The sequence below is a fragment of the Rhodococcus sp. OAS809 genome (assembly GCF_040546695.1).
GTDB lineage: Bacteria > Actinomycetota > Actinomycetes > Mycobacteriales > Mycobacteriaceae > Rhodococcus_F > Rhodococcus_F qingshengii.
The window spans coordinates 1,425,427-1,445,229 of the sequence record NZ_JBEPOI010000002.1; the positions used below are offsets into that span (position 1 = coordinate 1,425,427).

The 19,803-nt window shown below is 62.5% G+C and carries 18 protein-coding genes; 14 read left to right on the plus strand and 4 right to left on the minus strand.

Annotation, left to right across the window (positions count from 1 at the left end; all coding sequences use genetic code 11):
- Positions 1-13: 13 nt before the first annotated feature.
- The gene (locus ABIE52_RS09540; protein ID WP_228402203.1) at positions 14-1,012 is read right to left on the minus strand and encodes an Lrp/AsnC family transcriptional regulator; all 999 of its coding nucleotides are present in this window, start codon (positions 1,010-1,012) and stop codon (positions 14-16) included.
- Positions 1,013-1,148: 136 nt separating this feature from the next.
- Here ABIE52_RS09540 and ABIE52_RS09545 point away from each other — a divergent pair, with 136 nt between their 5' ends.
- From ABIE52_RS09545 to ABIE52_RS09575, 7 genes are all read left to right on the plus strand, one after another.
- Entirely contained in the window at positions 1,149-2,492 is a 1,344-nt protein-coding gene (locus tag ABIE52_RS09545; RefSeq protein WP_064688750.1) for a DUF3100 domain-containing protein, read from the plus strand.
- An 84-nt stretch (positions 2,493-2,576) separates the two neighbouring features.
- Positions 2,577-3,791 (plus strand): amidohydrolase, encoded by a 1,215-nt coding sequence (locus ABIE52_RS09550; protein ID WP_116056851.1) that lies wholly within the window; start codon positions 2,577-2,579, stop codon positions 3,789-3,791.
- Positions 3,788-5,146, plus strand: coding sequence for an L-serine ammonia-lyase (locus tag ABIE52_RS09555; protein ID WP_192712505.1), 1,359 nt, complete (start codon positions 3,788-3,790; stop codon positions 5,144-5,146). Before ABIE52_RS09550 ends, ABIE52_RS09555 begins: the two co-directional genes overlap by 4 nt.
- Before the next feature lie 126 nt (positions 5,147-5,272).
- Positions 5,273-6,178, plus strand: coding sequence for a hypothetical protein (locus ABIE52_RS09560; protein WP_252194382.1), 906 nt, complete (start codon positions 5,273-5,275; stop codon positions 6,176-6,178).
- Positions 6,179-6,304: 126 nt separating this feature from the next.
- The gene (locus ABIE52_RS09565) at positions 6,305-7,453 is read left to right on the plus strand and encodes a serine hydrolase domain-containing protein (RefSeq protein ID WP_192712506.1); all 1,149 of its coding nucleotides are present in this window, start codon (positions 6,305-6,307) and stop codon (positions 7,451-7,453) included.
- 306 nt (positions 7,454-7,759) lie between these two features.
- Complete coding sequence (locus ABIE52_RS09570) at positions 7,760-8,446, plus strand: TetR/AcrR family transcriptional regulator C-terminal domain-containing protein (RefSeq protein WP_116058159.1); 687 nt, start codon at positions 7,760-7,762, stop codon at positions 8,444-8,446.
- A 9-nt stretch (positions 8,447-8,455) separates the two neighbouring features.
- Complete coding sequence (locus ABIE52_RS09575) at positions 8,456-9,583, plus strand: FAD-dependent oxidoreductase (RefSeq protein WP_116056852.1); 1,128 nt, start codon at positions 8,456-8,458, stop codon at positions 9,581-9,583.
- Positions 9,584-9,598: 15 nt separating this feature from the next.
- On the opposite strand, the gene ABIE52_RS09580 is transcribed toward ABIE52_RS09575, so the two are convergent.
- Together ABIE52_RS09580 and ABIE52_RS09585 are read right to left on the minus strand one after the other, a co-directional pair.
- The gene (locus ABIE52_RS09580) at positions 9,599-10,450 is read right to left on the minus strand and encodes an SDR family oxidoreductase (protein ID WP_192712507.1); all 852 of its coding nucleotides are present in this window, start codon (positions 10,448-10,450) and stop codon (positions 9,599-9,601) included.
- Positions 10,451-10,552: 102 nt separating this feature from the next.
- A complete protein-coding gene (locus tag ABIE52_RS09585; RefSeq protein WP_007734901.1) occupies positions 10,553-11,296 on the minus strand; it encodes a GntR family transcriptional regulator in 744 nt (247 codons plus the stop codon).
- Positions 11,297-11,392: 96 nt separating this feature from the next.
- Here ABIE52_RS09585 and ABIE52_RS09590 point away from each other — a divergent pair, with 96 nt between their 5' ends.
- From ABIE52_RS09590 to ABIE52_RS09615, 6 genes are read left to right on the plus strand one after another with little or no spacing between them, the layout of a single operon-like run.
- The gene (locus ABIE52_RS09590; protein WP_007734899.1) at positions 11,393-12,520 is read left to right on the plus strand and encodes a TIGR03364 family FAD-dependent oxidoreductase; all 1,128 of its coding nucleotides are present in this window, start codon (positions 11,393-11,395) and stop codon (positions 12,518-12,520) included.
- Between the two features lie 25 nt (positions 12,521-12,545).
- On the plus strand, positions 12,546-13,223 hold the full coding sequence (locus tag ABIE52_RS09595; protein WP_050656492.1) for a phosphonatase-like hydrolase: 678 nt from the start codon (positions 12,546-12,548) through the stop codon (positions 13,221-13,223).
- Positions 13,224-13,248: 25 nt separating this feature from the next.
- Positions 13,249-14,298, plus strand: coding sequence for a 2-aminoethylphosphonate ABC transporter substrate-binding protein (locus ABIE52_RS09600; RefSeq protein ID WP_192712508.1), 1,050 nt, complete (start codon positions 13,249-13,251; stop codon positions 14,296-14,298).
- 2 nt (positions 14,299-14,300) lie between these two features.
- Positions 14,301-15,476, plus strand: a complete 1,176-nt coding sequence (locus tag ABIE52_RS09605; RefSeq protein ID WP_116056856.1) for an ABC transporter ATP-binding protein — start codon at positions 14,301-14,303, stop codon at positions 15,474-15,476.
- The gene (locus ABIE52_RS09610) at positions 15,473-16,375 is read left to right on the plus strand and encodes a 2-aminoethylphosphonate ABC transporter permease subunit (protein WP_192712509.1); all 903 of its coding nucleotides are present in this window, start codon (positions 15,473-15,475) and stop codon (positions 16,373-16,375) included. Before ABIE52_RS09605 ends, ABIE52_RS09610 begins: the two co-directional genes overlap by 4 nt.
- Complete coding sequence (locus ABIE52_RS09615; RefSeq protein WP_192712510.1) at positions 16,350-17,135, plus strand: ABC transporter permease; 786 nt, start codon at positions 16,350-16,352, stop codon at positions 17,133-17,135. Before ABIE52_RS09610 ends, ABIE52_RS09615 begins: the two co-directional genes overlap by 26 nt.
- A gap of 56 nt (positions 17,136-17,191) precedes the next feature.
- On the opposite strand, the gene ABIE52_RS09620 is transcribed toward ABIE52_RS09615, so the two are convergent.
- Positions 17,192-18,814 carry an AMP-binding protein gene (locus ABIE52_RS09620; RefSeq protein WP_003942743.1) on the minus strand — a complete coding sequence of 541 codons (1,623 nt, stop codon included), beginning with the start codon at positions 18,812-18,814 and terminating at the stop codon, positions 17,192-17,194.
- Positions 18,815-18,992: 178 nt separating this feature from the next.
- Between ABIE52_RS09620 and ABIE52_RS09625 the strand changes: the two genes are divergently transcribed.
- Positions 18,993-19,802 carry a LuxR C-terminal-related transcriptional regulator gene (locus ABIE52_RS09625; RefSeq protein WP_042450799.1) on the plus strand — a complete coding sequence of 270 codons (810 nt, stop codon included), beginning with the start codon at positions 18,993-18,995 and terminating at the stop codon, positions 19,800-19,802.
- The last annotated feature ends 1 nt before the right edge of the window (position 19,803 follow it).

Consider the following 19,803-nt stretch of genomic DNA (forward strand, 5'->3'; position numbering starts at 1 on the left):
AACGAGTTGCGGATCACCCGTGCTTCGGCATGCTTCGACCCGACACATCGATCGTCCGATGCAGGTGATGCGGCGTACGCAGGACGATCGACCGGTCCACCACGGATACGCCCGGAAACTGCTCGGCGAGATAACCTTCCAGACGCTGCACGTCGTCGATCGAGCGCAGCCACACCGCCAATGCGATGTCGTAGCTGCCGATCGTAGAAGCAACAAGCCTCGCCTCACGCAGGTGCGAAAGACGCTGAGCAATTGCCTCCTTTCGCCCGTCGAGACGTAAGAAGTACCAGGCGTAGACCGGCCAGCCGGAGTAGGGCCGAGCAATCTCCGTGCGGACGACCAGTCGCCCCGTCGACAGCTCGTGAGAAAGGAGCGCCCCAGCGCGAGCCGGCGTGACTCCGAGGGCCGCAGCGAGTGCCGAGACGGTGACACGTGGTTCGCGAGAAAGAATGTCGAACAGCTGCGACTGTTCCTCTTCGCCGGCGCGTACACCACGAATCTTTCCCGCCGGGGCCGACTCGAGCGCGGCAATTTCTTCCGCATCGAGAGCACGTAGACGCCAGTTCCTCGCGTCGGAGTTCGCCGAGGACACGATCTGAGTTCGCATCGCGGTGATCATCGGCAGGGATTGTGTTCGCTCCAACACGTACCTGGACAATTGATCGAGGTCAGTGCAGGTGAGCGTGACGAGCAGATCCCGATTGCCGGTTGTGAGATCGACTGTGAGAACTTCGGGATCGTGCGCGATCTGTTCGGCAACGCTCATGGTCTGTGCCGGTGCGCATTCGATCTCGAGAAGTGCGGTCGCCGACACGATGGGTCCACCACGGTACGCAGCGATCCACGCTATTCCTTGCGAGTGCAGACGCTCCCAACGCCTGGTCAGGGTGACCGGGTCGGAACCGATCGCGCGTGAAAGCTCGGACCACGACGCTCGCGGCCTGATCTGCAGTGCGTTCAACAGCCGAAGATCGTCGTCCTTGAGCATCTGATCCTGCACCGAGGACCTCACTTTCAAAAGAATGCTGCACCGAAACAGGATCGAAACGCGTCGATCCTAACTTCATCACATCAATAGTCCACCAAATCCTGAGCCTCGAGAACGCTTACATCTTGCGTTCGTTCGCCCCCTCGAGAAAGACACCGACATGACCGAAGCATTCCCTGTCTCGCATGACGATTCTCCGGTCAGCGATCAAACCGCGACGCAAAAAGTCGTTTTCGCCATGCGGTCGCCACGCCTGTGGATCGTGGTGACTCTGCTCCTCGCGCTTGCGGCAGGCGCGCAACTGATCGGCCCCGCAGTGATTCCCGTCGGCGCTGCCGCCATCACGATCCTGCCCATGGTGTGGGGACTGATTGCCGGCGGTGTCGTCTCGAGCCAGAAGTGGAAACCACTCGGCCTCGACCTTCAGGCTGCAGCCTCGGCAATCATGGGCCTGGCTGTTCTCTTGCTTTGTGCAAGGTTGTCTTTCACCATCGGCCCGAACATCCAATTGTTGTTCGAGGCGGGCCCCGCACTGCTACTGCAGGAATTGGGGCACTTGTTCGGCACTATCGCTCTCGCACTCCCGCTGGCGGTACTCCTTCGGATGGGGCCGGCCACCGTCGGAGCAACCTTCTCCATCGACCGCGAGGGTTCCTTCGCGATGGTCAGCGAACGCTACGGCCCCGATTCCGACCAGTACCGTGGAGTCCTGTCGATGTACGTCTTCGGCACTCTGTTCGGTGCCGTGCTGATCAGCCTGATTGCGTCACTGGCTACATCCTTCAACATCTTCGACCCCCTCGCGTTGGCGATGGGTGCCGGCGTCGGATCCGGCTCGATGATGGCTGCCGCTGCCGCCAGCGTCGTTTCGGCGCACCCCGAGATGGCCGACCAGGTACTCGCCGTGGCGGCCACATCCAACATCATCACCGGCCTCCTCGGCGTGTATGTCGGCATGTATGTCGCACTCCCCCTTGCTGATCGAATCTACGGCGCACTCACCAAGCGCTCGAAGACGACCAGCGAACGGAAAGCCGACACTGCCCCACGAGCGGTTGCGCCGAGCGTCACCGTGCCGCTGACCACGATCGTTCCGATTCTGTTCGTCGGTGGGGTCATCGTCTCCTCGATCGCAGCGGGTGGCGTATCTCGATCGATCATCGTCGGTTACTTGATCCTCACCGGATTGTTGCTCCTGGGCGTCGGCGTGGCCCGCCTGACCCGCGGCAAGATCGCGGCGATGATCGCAATCATCACCATCGGCGCCTTGGCGACAACACCGTGGTCCCCCATCGGTGATTTCGTCTCGAGCACCGTCGGGACTGTCGACTTTCTCTCGATCTGCACCCTCACCTTGACTGTCGCAGGTCTCAGCCTCGGCAAGGACCTTCCCTTGCTCAAGACGATCGGCTGGAAGATCGTGCCCGTCGGAATCGTCGCGATCCTCGCCTCTTACCTACTTTCCGTGGTCGTCGCGGAGTTCGCGCTGGGCCTCTGGCACTAGAACTGCACCCGAAGACGCTGAGAACCGAAGACACCGCGATCCGAAGACACAGAGAACCAAAGATGTTGAAAGGAAGCAATACCCATGTCCATCGCTGACACCCGCACCCTCACAGACACGGTTTCGAGCACGATCGAGAAGTGGGCATCACGCCTCATCGATGTCAGCCACACGATCCATGCTCACCCAGAGCTGGCATTCGAAGAGCATCGGGCATCCGCCCTCTTGGCGGACGCCGCACAGGAAGCCGGCTTCACGGTTACTCGCGCCGCCTACGGCCTCGAGACGGCATTCGAAGCGGTGCGGGGCTCCGGCCCCTTCCGCGTCGTCGTCTGCGCCGAGTACGACGCCCTTCCCGACATCGGTCATGCGTGTGGACACAATGTCATCGCCGCTGCCGGACTGGGAGCAGCGATCGCGCTCGGAGAGGTCGCGGAGGAACACGGCCTGACCGTCGTCCTTCTCGGTACGCCGGCCGAAGAACATGGCGGCGGGAAAGTCTTGCTGCTCGAACGTGGCGCATGGGAGGGCGCGGCGATGTCGATCATGGTCCACGGCGCTGCAGGTGAAGACGTCAGCTGCACCGTCACCGGAACGCAGGCAGTCGACCGGTTCGACGTGACCTACACCGGACGAGCCGCACACGCGGCCGCTGCGCCACACAAGGGCATCAACGCAGGCGACGCCGCCACGATCGCCTTGGTCGCCATCGGACTCCTCCGTCAACAACTTCCTTCCGACGTCAGGCTCAACGCCTATGTCGAGCACGGCGGCGAAGCAACAAACATCATTCCGGCCTCGACATTGGTGCGAGCGGAAGTTCGGGCCGCAGAACTCGACGTGCTGTTGGACGCCAAGCGTCGTATGCTCGCCTGCTTCGAGGGCGCAGCTGTGGCCAGCGACTGCTCCTGGTCGACCGAACGCGCCGAACCGCGCTACGAGGAGCTTGTTCAACATCGCGTGCTGGCGACGATCTGGGACGAGGAGATCGCGAGCCTGGGCCGCACCGCGGCCGCCCGAACTCCCCTGACCGGCGGCTCGACAGACATGGGCAACGTGTCGAAGGTGGTTCCCTCGATCCACCCGATGATCGCGTTACGCGGCGTTACCGGAGTTCCTCACACGATCGAGTTTGCCGCTGATGCCCGCTCCGCAGCGGGCGACGAAGCTGTTCTGCACGGAGCAATTGCAATGGCGCGCACTGTGATCCGAGCCGCCACCGGAGACTCGCGCTCCAACCTCCTGACGATTGCGGCCCAGCGCGAGTCAGGAGCGACTACCGTCACGAGCGCCGAATGAGCACCACCGGCGTCTATGTTTCCGCGCTCGAATTCTTCTCCATCGGCATCGGGCCCTCCAGTTCACACACGGTCGGTCCGATGCGAGCCGCCCGCACTTTTGTCGGCGAGCTCTCCGACGCCGGCTTGACCGCGTCGGTCGACCGAATTCGCTGCAATCTGCACGGCTCTCTCGCCGCCACCGGAATAGGGCACTGCACTCCCGACGCGGTGATCGCGGGACTTCGTGGGTTGGATCCTGAAACGTGCGAGCCGAACGACGTTCACGGGCGTTGGGCCGAGCTCTCGGATGGCGGATCGGTGAAGCTCGTCGGCGGCTCACTCGGGCACGTTGTGTTCGCTCACGAGGACATGGTGTTCGAGCCGCTCGTTCGCCGTCACGGGCACCCCAACTCGATGACACTGACCGCCTTCAGCGGTCGCGAAATCGTCTGTACGAGTACATATCTGTCGATCGGTGGCGGATTCGTACTGCGTGCCGGAACGGAGACGCAAGCAAGCGCGCATTCGATCAACTCACGCTATCGAACCGCGAAAGAGCTACTGGCGGAGTGCGGCTCCAGAACTATCGCCGAACTGGCACTGTCGGACGAAATCGCGATACACGGCCAGGATCGGGCATTCACCGGCATCGACGCGATCTGGTCCGCGATGCGCGACTGCATCGAACGCGGCACCCAGACCGAAGGTGTATTGCCCGGGCGTCTCGGAGTTCGCCGAAGAGCACGGTCTGCGAACATTCAACTGGAACAACGTAACTGCGCACCCTCCTCACGCGAGTGGCTGACCGTCTACGCCATGGCGGTCAACGAAGAAAATGCAGCAGGTGGCCGCGTGGTAACGGCTCCGACGAACGGTGCCGCAGGCATCGTGCCGGCAGTGCTATACCACCACATACGTGCGGCGGGCGCCGGTGTTCACGACGTTCGAACCTTTCTCCTCACCGCTGCCGCAATCGGATCGATCATCAAGGCGAATGCCTCGATCTCGGGCGCGGAGGCGGGGTGCCAGGGTGAAGTCGGAGCTGCCTGCGCGATGGCGGCAGCCGGCTTGTGCGCTGTCATGGGCGGATCGCCACGACAAATCGAGAATGCAGCTGAGATTGCCATGGAACACCATCTGGGGCTGACCTGCGATCCGGTTGGTGGCCTGGTCCAAATCCCATGCATCGAACGAAATGCCGTAGCCGCCTCGACTGCAGTCACCGCAGCTCAGCTCGCATACCTCGGTGACGGGACGCATGTGGTGAGCCTCGATACCGTCATCGAAACCATGCGCCAAACCGGAAACGACATGTCCGTGCGTTACAAGGAAACCAGTGAAGGCGGGCTCGCCGTCAATGTCGTCGAGTGCTGAGGGGGATGTCGGCGGCAGCGGCGAGGGCGGGCGGACGCCGTCGCAGGAAATATCATCCTCTCGAACGATGAAGTCCGGTGTACCGATTTCTACACTCGGTGACATGACTTTGTGGACGGTGACCAGATGATCGCTCATCACGCTGGAGGAATCCCACTGCACAATTCTTCACGGCACAACACTGCGGGGCCGTCGCGCTCGACGCAGTCCTCAGGTCGCAAGATCGCTGCGTTGATCGCGTTGGTCGCCGGTTTCTCCGCTGCCTTCGTTCTCGCCCCGGGCATGCTGACGAGTAGGCCGGGTGATGGGTACGCAGACCAGGGAGAACTCGTCGAGACGGTCCGCGCCGCGTTCGTCGAATACTGGAGTTCCGGTGTCCAAGCCTTCTCGCCGAGCTTGGAGTCCGCTGTCGACTACTGGCTGCGGTACCACGTGGCCAAGGCCGTGATCGCGGTAATCCTGCTGACGGTTCTGCTCGCACTCGGCAGGATGCTCAAGGCGTCGTTCGTGAACGCCGGCCCCCTGACGGCTGGAAAGAAACTCGCATTCGTCTCGGCGGGAGGGCTGGTCACGCTCCTCGCGATGTTTTCCTCGGTACTCGTGATGGCAAATATCCAAGGTGTCGTTGCACCCTTCTCTTCGCTGATCTCGATGTTGCCCGTGGCCCAGACGGATGGGGCACTCTCCGAAACTGTCGGGCAGGTCCGCCAACAGCTCGCTCAGTCGACGGGCACCGGAAATCAGCAAAGTCCCGCCCTCGAACTGATGATCAGCGACTTCGCGCGGTATCACTTGGCCATGGCGGTGATCGCGCTGATCGCGGCAGCAATATCACTGGCCGTGACTGTGGTCGTGTGGGCACGCTTCGCGAGAACGGCACGATCCGAGCGACGGACGAGATTCATGTCGGGGTCGATAGGTCTTCTCACTGCACTGTTCACGCTGGGATTGATCGTTGTCGGCGTAGCAAATATGGGCACCGCGGCAGACCCCGCGCTGGCCCTGGCGGCGTTCTTCGACGGCGGGCTCTGACCCAAGTCAAGGGTTCAGGCCAGGGTTCCGTAGTCCCCCGGTACCGGTTGAGGAGGTACCTGGGGACTGCGTCTGCCGTACCCGGGGTCGATGTGTGAGTGCCCTCGGACAGGCAGAGTTCGACTCATGAAAACCGGAGCAAGACGCATCCTGCTTGTCGGCCTGTGCAGCGCCATGGTTGTCGGAGCTGTAATCAGCTGCAGCACGGACAAATCCACAGACACATCCGACAAGATCATGGACTCGACCATCACCGACCAGCTCGATTCGATCGTCGACGCAGCGGTGAATTCGACCGGGATTCCCGGTGCGATGGTGGGCATTTGGGGGCCCGACGGCAACTACGTCAAGGTTGCAGGAGTCTCGGATACGGCAACCAAAGCGCCGATGGAAACCGACTTCTACCACCGGATCGGCAGCGTCACCAAAACATTTACCGTGACCGCCCTGCTGCAATTGGTCGACGAGGGAAAGATCGGTCTCGATGATCCGATCTCCAAGTACGTCGACGGCGTCATGGAAGGTGATGCGATCAGCTTGCGTCACCTGGCAGGAATGCGCAGCGGCCTCGTGGACTACACGACGTCCGAACAGTTTGTGATGGAATATCTTTCGGATCCCCGCCGAACTTTCACACCGGAGGAACTCGTCGGGTACGTCAAGGACCTCCCACTCCAACTTCGGCCAGGGACCACCGTCGACTATTCGAACACCAACACTGTTCTGCTGGGCATGGTGATCGAAAAGGTCTCCGGCTCAAAACTGTCGGAAGTCATCGACACCAAGATCACGACACCACTCGGAATGGAGCACACCAGCTTTCCCACCACCAACGCGTTCCCGACACCACACGCTCAGGGGTACACCAACCAAACGCTCGACGAATCCGTGACCGCGGCGACGGACTGGAATCCGTCGTGGGGCGGCGCCGCGGGTGCAATGATCTCGTCGTTGGACGACATGCGCATTTGGGTTCCGGCGCTGGCCAAAGGCGATCTCCTGACCGACGCCACTCAGAAGCAGCGCCTGCAAACCGTGAGCTTGAGCGAAGGGGACGACAGCTCCGGCTACGGACTCGGTTTGTTCAACAGCGGCGGCTGGATCGGTCACAACGGAAGCCTGCCCGGCTACAAGACAGTCTCGGTCTACTTGCCCGAGAAGGACACAACCCTGGTCGTCTTCATCAACACCGACATCGACGGAGAGACCGACCTGACCAGTGCTTTGATGGTGCCGATCACCAAGTTGATCAGCCCGGGCAACGTCTACGGCTGATCACCTCGGGTCCGATCCACAATTCGGACGAAAGTGACATCTCGGGTGTCGATCTGTCGATAGGCTCGACCGTCGACAGATCGACACCCGAAAGAGGCACTCATGGGATCGTTGAACGACTGGCTTCTCGACAGCGACAGCCCGCTCGTGGGGATTGTGGGTGGCATCCTACTGACGATCGCAATGCTCTCCGGCGGTTCAGGCATGTAACCCACCGCTCCCGATATGGCTCCGCACAGCGGTGGACGTTCAGTGCGTGATCCAACGAACATGTTCGTTACGAACATGTTCGTGTACGGTGAAATCATGCCCACTCAGCCAACAAGTCCGTCGAGCCGTCGCAATCGTCCGGCCAAACCCGCTCTGACACGCGAGGGCATCGTCAGTACCGCGGTGGAAATCTTGCGGTCGGAGGGCTTGCAGAAATTGACGATGCGTCGACTCGCCCTCGAACTCGACACCGGGCCGGCATCGATGTACGTGTACGTGCGCAATACCGCCGAATTGCACGCCGCCGTTCTGGACACACTTCTCGGAGTGGTCGACCTCGCCGAAAATACCTCCGGCACTTGGCAAGCACGCCTCGAACGGGTGCTGACGTCCTACACGGCCGTACTGTTCGATCATCCCGGCCTCGCCCAGTCGGCTCTCGTTTCCCGGCCCAGCGGAGTTCACTACGTGCGCCTGCTCGAGCGCCTGCTGGCATTGCTCGACGAAGGCGAAGTCCCTCCAGGTCAGGCCGCGTGGGGCGTGGACTTGCTGCTGCAGTACGCGACGTCCACTGCTGCCGAACACTCGACGCCGAACAATTCCGCCGACGCGGATGCCCGATGGAGCGCGCTGACCGACGCAATCCAGAACGCAAACCCGCAGACGCACCCACTCGTCGCAAGACATGCAACAGCTCTACTTGCCGGTGAACCCACCGCGCGCCTCTCCTGGGGATTCCGCACGCTCATCACGGGCATCGAGAACACCCCACTCACTTCTTAGGAACCCACCATGAACCACTACCCCATCGCAATCATCGGCGCCGGCCTCGGCGGCCTCACCCTCGCCCGAGTCCTCCATCTCCGCGGAATCGATTCGGCGGTATTCGATCTCGAATCCGGACCGACAGCCAGAACTCAAGGCGGGATGCTCGACATCCACGAAGACTCGGGTCAGATCGCGCTTCGTGCCGCCGGCCTCTATGAGGAGTTCCGCGCCCTCGTTCATCAAGGCGGGGAAGAGACACGCGTCCTCGATCGAAATGCCGTCGTGCACCTGAGCGAGCAGGACACCGGAGACGGCGACCGCCCGGAAATCGACCGCGGCCAGCTCCGTGACCTACTGCTCAGCTCAATTCCGAAGGAAACAATCCACTGGGGAGCCAAGGTCCGCAGTGCTCATCCGTTGCCGGATGGTCGACACGAAGTTCACCTCGCGGATGGAACCCACTTCACCACCGATCTCCTGGTCGGCGCCGACGGTGCGTGGTCGAAAATCCGTCCATTGGTTTCAAACGACACTCCTGCGTACACCGGAATATCTTTCGTGGAGTTCGACCTTCACGACGCCGACAACCAGCACGTGGATGCCGCTGAAACCGTCGGCGGCGGAATGATGTTCGCACTCAGTGCCGACAAGGGCTTCCTTGCCCACCGTGAGACCGACAACAGTCTGCACATCTATGCCGCCCTGCGAGTTCCCGAGAGCTGGGCAGCGAGTGTCGACTTCTCCGACGATCACATCGCGAAGAAGGTTCTGCTGGAACACTTCTCGGACTGGGACGAGTCACTGCGTTCACTGATCGTCGAAGCCGACAGCTCGCTGACCCCTCGCCCCATCCATGCCCTTCCCATCGGCCACAGTTGGAGCCGTACTCCCGGGGTCACTCTGCTCGGGGACGCGGCACACGTCATGTCGCCGTTTGCCGGAGAGGGTGCGAACCTGGCAATGCTCGACGGCGCGGAACTCGGCCAGGCGATCGCGTCGCACAGCAGCACGGAGGAAGGGCTAGCTGTCTACGAAGAGCGCCTATTCCCACGCAGCGCCGTATCGGCACAACAGTCCGCTGATGGACTGGACATGTGCTTCGGCGAGAACGCACCCCAGGGGCTCGTGGACATGTTCACCTCACTCCCGTGACCTGACAAACTCGGATCAGGTCGTCACGTCCACGTGGGCAAGCGACGAGGACAAACCGCGATGGGCTTCAACTTGATCGAGTAGTTGGTGGGCTTTCTGCTCAACCACGGTCACTGCATCGGCACCGGCGACCCAACGACGTGGGGGTAGCGGCGAATCGACAAGTGCCACAAGTGCCGCGGCAAGTTTCACCGGATCCCCGCCCTGGGCACCGTTCATACTCTTCCACGCTTCGACGGTCTCGCCGGTCCGAGCGTCGTAATCGTCTATCGACAATTCCGGCCAGACCGACGACGCACCCTCGACAAGCAGTTCGGTCCGGAAGAATCCCGGCTCCACGATCATCGTCCCGATTCCGTACGGTTCGACATCGAATTGCAATGATTCCATCCAACCCTCCAGCGCAAACTTCGACGCCGCGTAGGCTGCGCAAAACTCCTGACCAACCAGGCCCGCAAGCGAGCTGACAGTCACGACACGTCCACTCCGTTGCCTACGCATTACCGGCAACACCGCCCGTGTCACATTGATCGGCCCGAAAAAGTTGGTCTCCATCTGAGCGCGAAGTTGCGCCGGACTGACAACCTCGAAGAACCCGGCGTAGAAGTTTCCGGCGTTGTTCACCAGTACATCGATTCCACCAAATCGTGCAACTGCCGTGTCCACCGCAGCATATGCGGCTTGATCGTCGGTGATGTCCAAGGCAATCACCAACAGGTCGTCATGCGCACCGATCGCTGCAGAAACACGGTCCGCATCACGCCCCGTTGCCACCACCGCGTGCCCGGCGGCAAGAGCCGCCTGAGCAATATCGACTCCCATCCCCCGGCCTGCGCCGGTTACGAACCAGACCTTCTTGTCACCCATGTTCACTGTCCTCCCGTTTGATGGAGTCCAGTACAGAACAGATTCCACGGGCCTGGGAGTGCCTATCGTTCCCGGTAACAGCAGACCCCCTCGACGCCCCTCCTACTCGCGAAGAGTCGTCAAGAAGGCAATACGGTCGCCGCGGTAGAGCGAACGAACGCGCTCGATCGGCACACCGTCCGGGTCGACAGACGTCCGGTGCAATAGAAGCATCGGCATCGAGGTGGTGGACTCGACGAGGGTTGCCTCCCGCGGTGAAGCGAGCACCGTCTCGATCCGTTCGGTTGCGGAGGCAAAGACCACGCCGATGGAACGGATAGCCGCGTACAGCGACGTCGTCGCATCGAAAGCGTCGAGCATCTCACCGAACCTGCTGTCCGGCAGGAACGTTGATTCGAGTCCGATCTTCTCTCCGTCGGCGAAGAGAACACGCTCGAGATGAACGACGCTGTCACCTGGTTCGATACCCAATTCCGTGGCGAGACCGTCGTCGGCCGACATTCGTTCGAAGGTCACAACCTTACGACTGGGTACTCGCCCAGCGCTCAGAGCACCTTCGGTATAGGAACGAATCGATAGCGGCTGAACCAACTTCGGACTCGCGACGACAGTGCCCCGCCCCCGCCGCTCGATTCGCCCTTCGACAAGAAGATCACGAAGCGCTTGACGGACCGTCTCGCGAGCGACTGTGAACCGCGCCGCCAATTCCCGCTCGGACGGGACTGCGTCGCCCTCCTCGAGCCCACTGAGAATGGTCTCGATCTCGGTGCGCACCCGGTAGTACTTCAACTCCGGTTCGATCACGACGCTCGAGGTCCCCGGCCCGGTGGACGTCTGCTGATTCATGGCGCAAGCGTACAAGAATTCGGTCTATACCAATTGTTAACCTGGAGTTCGTCTCGATTCCCCCTATTGGTCTAGACCAAACGTCACTATCTCTACATGCGAATTTTGATTGTGGGCGGAGGGATCCTCGGAACGGCGCACGCCGACGAGGCAATCCGTCGGGGACACGACGTCATCCATCTCGAACGTGAGCCCGAAGCCCGCGGTGCCACGGTACGGAACTTCGGCCTCGTCTGGGTATCCGGGCGAGCCCCGCACGAACTCGAAGCTGCGCTGCGCTCGCGCGAACTGTGGGCAGACCTTGCCGCCCGTGTCCCCGGCGTCGGATACCGCCCAGCCGGCTCCATCACCCTCATGCGCACCGAGGAGGAGGTCGCGGTCGCGCAGGAAGCGTTCTCTCGGCCGGACGCCGACAACCGAGGGTTCGCGCTTCTGGATCCCGACGCCGTTCGCGTCGTCAACCCCGCGCTCCGGGGCAAGTTTCTCGGCGGACTGCACTGCACGCTGGACGCCGCTGTCGAGTCACGGCAAGCGCTCCCCGCCATCCGTTCTTACCTCGAATCCACCGGCCGTTACACCTTCCACGCCGGAACGGAAGCCCGCGAGATCACGACGACCACCTCCGGCGCACACATCCGCGACGACCACGGTCGCAGCTTCGACGCCGATCTCGTGATCGTCTGCCCCGGAGCAACACTCGGCGGATTGGCTCGCGATCTCGCCGGCGATCTCCCGTTGCGCCGTGTGCGCCTGCAGATGATGCAGAGCGCCCCACTCGGCGAAAAGCTCACCACCGCAATCGCTGACGGTGACAGCTTCCGCTACTACCCGGGTTTCGCCGGATCTGCCCTCGATCACCTCCGTACAGTACAGCCGCAGGAACCGACTGCCGAGGAGCACCGCATGCAACTCCTGTGCGTGCAGCGCTTGCACGGCGGTCTGACCATCGGCGACACCCACGAATACGAGGAGCCCTTCGACTTCGACGTCGACGAGGCGCCCTATCGCCATCTGTCCGGAGTCGTGGAAACACTTCTGGGACGCGATCTTCCGCCAATCGTCAAGCGTTGGGCGGGCGTCTACAGCCAGTGCATCGACCCCTCACAACTTGTTCACCGCGCACAAGCCGCCGACAACGTCTGGGTGGTTGCCGGCCCCGGTGGCCGCGGTATGACGCTCGGCCCGGCACTGGCGGAACAAACCGCCGACCAGCTCGGTCTCTGAATCTCTCCGACAAGAAAGACTTCTCATGTCTCCGATCACCCTCGCCGTTCTCGACATGGCCGGCACCACCGTCGCCGACGACGGACTGGTTCTTCGCGCCTTCGCTGCCGCCGCTGAAGCCGGCGGACTGCCCGCCGAAGGCCCGGAAGCCGACGCCGCTCGCCAGTACGTCCTCGACACGATGGGCCAGTCGAAGATCGTCGTGTTCCGGGCGATTTTCGGTGACGAAGACCGCGCCCAGGCCGCGAACGCCGCCTTCGAAACCACGTACGACTCCCTCATCGACCAGGGCCTGGCCGAGCCGATCCCCCGCGCCGAGAAAGCCATCACCACTTTGCGCGAGGCCGGCATCAAAGTTGCCTTGACCACCGGGTTCAGCCGATCGACGCAGGACAAACTCCTCGTCGCGCTCGGCTGGGAAACCCTCGCCGATCTCACCCTCTCCCCCGCCGAAGCCGGTCGCGGTCGACCGTACCCGGACCTGATTCTGACTGCCCTGCTCAAACTTTCGATCGACGACGTCCACCAGATCGCCGTACTCGGCGACACGTCCAACGACGTGCTCAGCGGCATTCGTTCCGGCGCATCCATCGTCGCCGGAACTCTGACCGGCGCACACGACGAGCAACAGCTTCGCGACGCCGGAGCCACCCACATCGTCCCGTCCGTGACGGAGTTCGCCGAACTCCTCACCCACTCCTGATCTCACCTCCGAAAAAGGAATCGTCATGCGTCTACGCCCGAGCATCGCTGCGGCCGCTCTCGCCGTGTCCGTCCTTTCGTTCACCACTGCCTGCGGTGGCACCGGCACTGCTGCCGGATCAGACACCGAGACCGTCACCGTATACAGCGCCGACGGCCTGTCCGGTTGGTACAAGGGAAGATTCGACGCCTTCACCGCGCAGACCGGTATCGCCGTCAACCTCGTGGAAGCCGGATCCGGCGAGGTCGTCTCCCGCGTCGAAAAGGAGCAGTCCAACCCACAGGCAGACGTGATCATCACGCTGCCCCCGTTCATCCAGAAGGCCGACGCCCAAGGTCTGCTCGAGCCCAGCGGAATCGACACCTCCGCCGTTCCTACCGACGAGAAGGACGACGCCGGCAAGTACGTACCCGTCGTCGAGAATTACCTCTCGTTCATCGCCAATCCGACTGCATCACCCGCCCCACAATCTTGGGACGATCTGCTCACTGACCAGTTCAAGGGCAAGTTGCAGTACTCCACGCCCGGCCAGGCCGGCGACGGTACCGCGGTGCTCTTGCTGCTCCAGCACCTGATGGGTAAGGAAGGAGCACTCGACTACCTCGGAAAGCTCCAGGCCAACAACGTCGGACCCTCGTCTTCCACCGGAAAGCTCCAGCCCAAGGTCAGTAACGGAGAGCTGCTGGTCGCCAACGGTGACGTCCAGATGAACCTCGCCTCCATCGCCGACGACGGATCGAAGTTCGACATCTTCTTCCCCACTGGAGCCGACGGCACTCGCACCACCATTGCACTGCCCTACGTGATGGGCCTCGCCAAGAGCGCACCGAGCAGCGAACAAGCCAAGAAGTTGATGGAGTTCCTGCTCTCCGCAGAATCCCAGAAGACCGTCGCCACCGATGCACTCGGCGTATCGGTCCGCGAGGACGTCCGAAGCGCTGCCGGTGAATCCACCGACAAGAACACGCCTTCCGGAGTTCTGCAGGGCGTCAACGTGTGGACCCCGAACTGGAACGACGTCCTCAGCTCGCTCGACGCCGACATCGCCGCTTACCAGAAAGCCACCGGGAGCTGATCATGGCAAGAACCAGACTGGGGCGGACGCTCCCCGAGACCGTCGGTGTTCACGGAGCGATCGAACATTCTGCTCCGGCCATCACCTTCGATCGCGTCAACGTCGCCTACGGCCGCGGGAAGACCGCAACCCATGCACTCGTCGATTTCAATCTGCGAGTGGCGCCGGGTGAAACTGTGGCACTGCTGGGGCCCAGTGGATCCGGCAAGTCGACCGCCCTGAAGGCCCTCGCGGGATTTGTCCGCCCCACGTCCGGTTCCGTCAAGCTCGGCACCCGAGACATCACCAATCTGCCTCCCGCACAACGCGGTATCGGCGTCGTCGTCCAGTCGTACGCTCTCTTCCCGCACATGCGTGTATCCGAAAACGTAGCCTTCGGACTCCGAGCCCATCGCGTGCCGCGGTCGGAGATCGGCCCTCGCGTGGCCGAAGCCCTGGACATGGTCGGGATGTCGGCGTACGGAAAGCGGCTTCCCCGTGAACTTTCCGGCGGTCAACAGCAGCGAATCGCCATTGCCCGAGCGTTGGCAATTCGCCCTGGAGTACTCCTCCTCGACGAACCACTGGCCGCCCTGGATGCTCAACTTCGCGAGAGCATGCTCGGCGAACTGGCGAGACTGCGCGCAGCACTACCTGACACAGCCATGCTCTACGTGACGCACGATCAGAGTGAAGCCCTGGCGCTCGCAGACCGAATCGCAGTGATGCGCAACGCCAGACTCGCGGACATCGACACCGCTGAGACCTTGTGGAAACGTCCGCCGTCCAGCTTCACCGCGGCGTTCCTCGGGGGTGCCAACCTGCTGCCCTGCACCGTCACACGCGTTATCGGCACCTCCGCGCTGGTCTCGATCGGTGGCACGCCGTTCACTGCTCACGCCCCGCAGCCCGAGATCGGGCACATCGAATGGGAGTCCGACATGGACGCCTACCTGTGTGTTCGTCCACACGCGGTAGCCGTAACCGGCCTCGGCGCACGAGGATCATTCCCGGCGCGCATCGTCTCGAGCGTCTGGCGCGGTTCCACGACGCGTCTGACGCTGGCTGTACGTGGCCTCGACGATGTCCGCGTCGACGCGGATGTTCCAGGGCACGACGAACGACCGGTCGACACCGAAGTGGGCGTCGTCCTGCCCACGGACGGCAGTGTCCTGGTTCCGGCGGATCGCCACCCATGACCACAACCTTGGAACGCCCCGAAACCGCTGCGCCCCAGCACAAAGAGCCGATCCCGTGGCGCCGGATCGGCTGGACGCTGCCACCACTGCTTCTTGTCCTCGTGTTTGCTGTCTATCCCACCGCACGTGTCCTCACGGAATCTCTGAGCACCGCAGATGGCACCGGGTTGTCCACGTGGTCTTCGGTGCTCGGTTCGGAACTGTTCAGAACCGCGCTCTGGCGGACCATCCAAATCGCCGTGGCGTCGACCCTGGGTTGCCTGATCCTGGGAACCTTCCTCGCCTTGGTGCTTGCCTTCGTTCCGTTCGCCGGATCCAAGGTGGTGGGGCGATTGATCGACACGGTGCTCGCCCTGCCGTCTTTCCTGATCACGCTGGCGTTCACGTTCCTGTACGGGACAGCCGGCGCCGTCAACGCCTTGATCGTCCGCATCACCGGCGATGCGAGCGGCCCACTGAATTTCCTCAACACTCCGTTCGGTGTGATCGCGGCCGAAATCACTTTCTTCACACCCTTTGTCGTGCGTCCGCTATTGGCAGCGTTCACCCAGATTCCGCGTGAACAACTCGACGTGGCAGCCAGTCTCGGCGCGTCACCCGTCCGAGTTCTGCGACAGGTGGTGATGCCGGAAGCGTGGCCGGCCCTCCTGGCCGGTGGATCGCTCGTGCTTCTGATGACGCTGAATGAATTCGGCATCGTGCTCTTCACCGGGGCTAAAGACGTCGTAACTCTGCCGGTCCTCATCTACACCCGCGGCATTGTCACCTTCGACTTGCCCGGCGCGGCAGTGATCGCGACGGTCCAGGTCGCACTCTCACTCGGCCTGTACTGCCTCTACCGATTCACCTTCAACAGATTGATGGGAGGCAGCCGTGCTGCTGTGGACACGAAGCTCTAGGGCCCTCGTACTCGGATTCTTCACCCTGGTCGTCGCGGCGGTTTTTGTCGCGCCCATCGCCACCGTCGTCGCGGCTGCCTTGGCCGGATCGTGGACCGGTCCACTTCCGTCGAATCTCGGCGGCAAGAACTTCTCCACGGCGCTGTCCGACGAGAACTTCGCCAGCCTGATCGTCAGTTTGCAGACTGCATTCATCGCGGGGGCATTGGCATTGATCGTCGGAACGTGGGCCGCGCTGGCCTCGCGTGAGGCACCGATGTGGCTGCGGCGCATCACCGATGCCGTATTCCATTTACCGATTGCGGTTCCGTCGGTCGCGATCGGCTTGGGTCTGCTCATCACTTTCAACGAGCGCCCGCTACTGCTCGGAGGCACCAAGTGGATCGTGATTCTCGCTCACACGGTTTTGGTGCTTGCCTTTGCCTTCAGTTCCGTATCGGCCGCGCTCGAACGGCTCGATCCCGCCTACCGTCAAGCTGCCGAATCACTCGGCGCCGGCCCGGTGCGGGTGCTGACACGGGTAACGCTACCGCTGCTGCTCCCAGCGTTGGGTGCGGCCGCCGGGCTTTCCATCGCACTGTCGATGGGTGAGCTGGGCGCAACGGTCATGGTCTACCCGGCGACATGGAAGACCTTGCCGGTCAGCATCTTCGGACTCACCGACCGTGGCCAGGTATTTCTTGCCGCAGCAAATACGACACTGCTGCTTGCAGTCACCCTGGTCGCCCTCATGGTGGTCGGCAGAATTCGTCGGCGCTGACCTTGCTGTGCGCCTTTATTAACCGCCGGGGGTTAATAAAGGCGCACAGCAGGGGCTTATCCCTTCCTCAGGATGTACCGCTGAACCTTGCCACTCGGGGTCTTGGGCAGGTTCGGAACAAAGTGCACTGTGCGCGGGTATGCGTGCGCTGCAAACTTCTTCTTCACCAGGGTTTGCAGTTCCTTCTCGAGTTCGTCGTCACCGTCGACACCTTCGCGAAGAACGACGAACGCCTCGAGAACCTCACCACGCAACTCGTCGGGCATGCCCACCACGGCGGCCTCGATGACGTGCTCGTGCATGACCAGCACGCTCTCGACGTCGAAGGGACCGATGCGGTAGCCCGCCATGATGATGACGTCGTCGTCGCGCGAGGAGAAGAAGAAGAATCCGTCCTCGTCCGTCATTCCCGCATCACCGGTGATGTACCAGCGGCCGTCTTCGCTGAATCGCTGCTTCGTCTTCTCCGGCGCATCGACGTACCCGGTGAACCACATCAACGGGCTGTTGTGAGTATCGATCGCCACGCGGCCCTGAGTGCGGGCCGGTGCAATGTCATCCGAATTGTCTTCCAGCACAGCGGCAGACCAACCCGGCAACGGACGGCCCATGGATCCGGGACGGACATCGTCGCGAAGTCCGTCGGCCCAGGCGTTGACGATGAACATGCCGTGCTCGGTCTGGCCGTAGTGATCACGGACCTCGACGCCCAACGAGTTCTTCGACCACGCAACAACATCCGGAGTCAAGGGCTCACCGGCCGAGGAAGCGCGGCGCAGCGAGATGCCTTCCGGAACGGGAGCCTTGTCGGCACGCAGACTGCGGTAGACGGTCGGAGCGGCGGCAAAATTGGTGACACCGAACTTCTCGATGATCTGCCACGTCAGCGGCGCGGAGAATCCGGCGTGCAGCAGAAGGCTTCGCGTGCCGGCGGCAAGCGGGCCGAGCAACGCGTAGTACAGCCCGTACGCCCAGCCCGGGTCTGCGGCGTTCCAGAACACGTCGTCCTCTCGGACGTCGAGGCCGAACTCCTGGTAGGCGTGGAACGAGGCGAGCGCGCGCACCGGAACCGGCACGCCCTTGGGTGTTCCCGTGGTGCCACTGGTGAACAACTGCACCATCGGTGCGTTGCCGCCGACTGCCTGAGCAGCGCCCTTCGGGTCTTCGGCATCCTGAGCTGCGACAAGTGCGTCGAAGTCCAACTCGTCACCGGCCGCGCCGCCCGCGACGATGACCTGCCACGCTGCGTCGGCGGGGATGTCCTCTCCCGGCGCGAGCTTCTCGAGCTGATTGGCGTCGGAAATGACCACCTTCGCGCCGCTGGCCGTCAAGCGGAAAGCGATGGCCGGCGAAGCGAACGCCGTGAACAAGGGCACGTGGACCGCTCCGCGGCGCCAGATTCCGAGGAGCGCGACCACCAGGTCCGCAGACTTACCCATCAAGGTCGCGACGTTGTCACCCGGCTCGACTCCGAGGTCGGCCAGAGCTGCCGCGAAACGCGCCGACTGCTCACGTAGATGACCGTAAGTGAGGTCCACCGAGCTAAGGTCTGCCTCGACGACGGTGAATGCAACGCCATCCGCGGGATGCCGATCGCAGAGCAATTCTGCGGCGCTGGCATGCGGGGTGTCGTACTGGTCCAGCAGCTCGCGCACCCGTGCGGTGGGATCGGTGCTCATCAACTTGCTCCTTATCGATCGTCGTATGGTTGGCCCGACCGGTTACGTTGGCGGCTCGTCATACGTACTGTTCACCCCCTATGATCTAGCTCACAAGAGAACTTCACTACCCCCAGAAAGGGGTACCTGCGTGAACCGACATGCTTCGTCACTTCTGCGCCCCCGCGACGGGGACGCAATGCGAGGTGAACTCCGAACAATCGCAGCTCAGGGCGTTGTTCCCGTGCTGTTCGGAGGCGAGGTCCAGGACGGAACCCTGCACCTGAGCGAATTCGTCGGCACCCGCACCAACAACCTCAAGGGCTTGGCCATCCCGCCGCGCTCGGGCATGGGCGGACGCGTCGTAGCCCAGGGTTCACCGATCACCGTCAACGATTACGGCAATTCGCAGTCCATCACTCATCACTTCGACCGTCCTGTTCTCAGCGAGGGCCTGCATTCGATCATCGCCGTTCCGGTCATGGTTTCGGGAAAATCGCGCGCTGTGCTCTACGCCGCGATCCGCGATTCCGCTCCGTTGGGTGACCGCACAGCAGACGTCATGGTCGGCGCATCCCGGCGTCTCGGGATGGAGTTCGCCATCCGCGACGAAGTCGATCGTCGCCTGCAACTACTGCAGGCCGCCGCCGCGACTACCGCCGACGGTATGTCTTCGGAAGAGATCCGCGGAGTCCACGCCGAACTACGCAGTGTCGCCCAGACCGTCACCGACACCGACTTGCAGACCAAACTCCGCGGACTCTCCCAGCGTTTGGCCAACCTGCTGCGTCCTACCGCCGACGCCGAATCCGACGTCACGCTCACCCCGCGTGAAGTGGACGTTCTCTCTCAGGTCGCACTCGGCTGCACCAACATCGAAGCCGGCCAACGGCTTTCCCTTCGCCCGGAAACAGTCAAGAGCTATCTGCGAAGCGCGATGGGAAAGCTGGACGCGAGCTCACGCCACGAAGCCGTGGTGACCGCCCGGAGGTTGGGACTGCTCCCCTGAC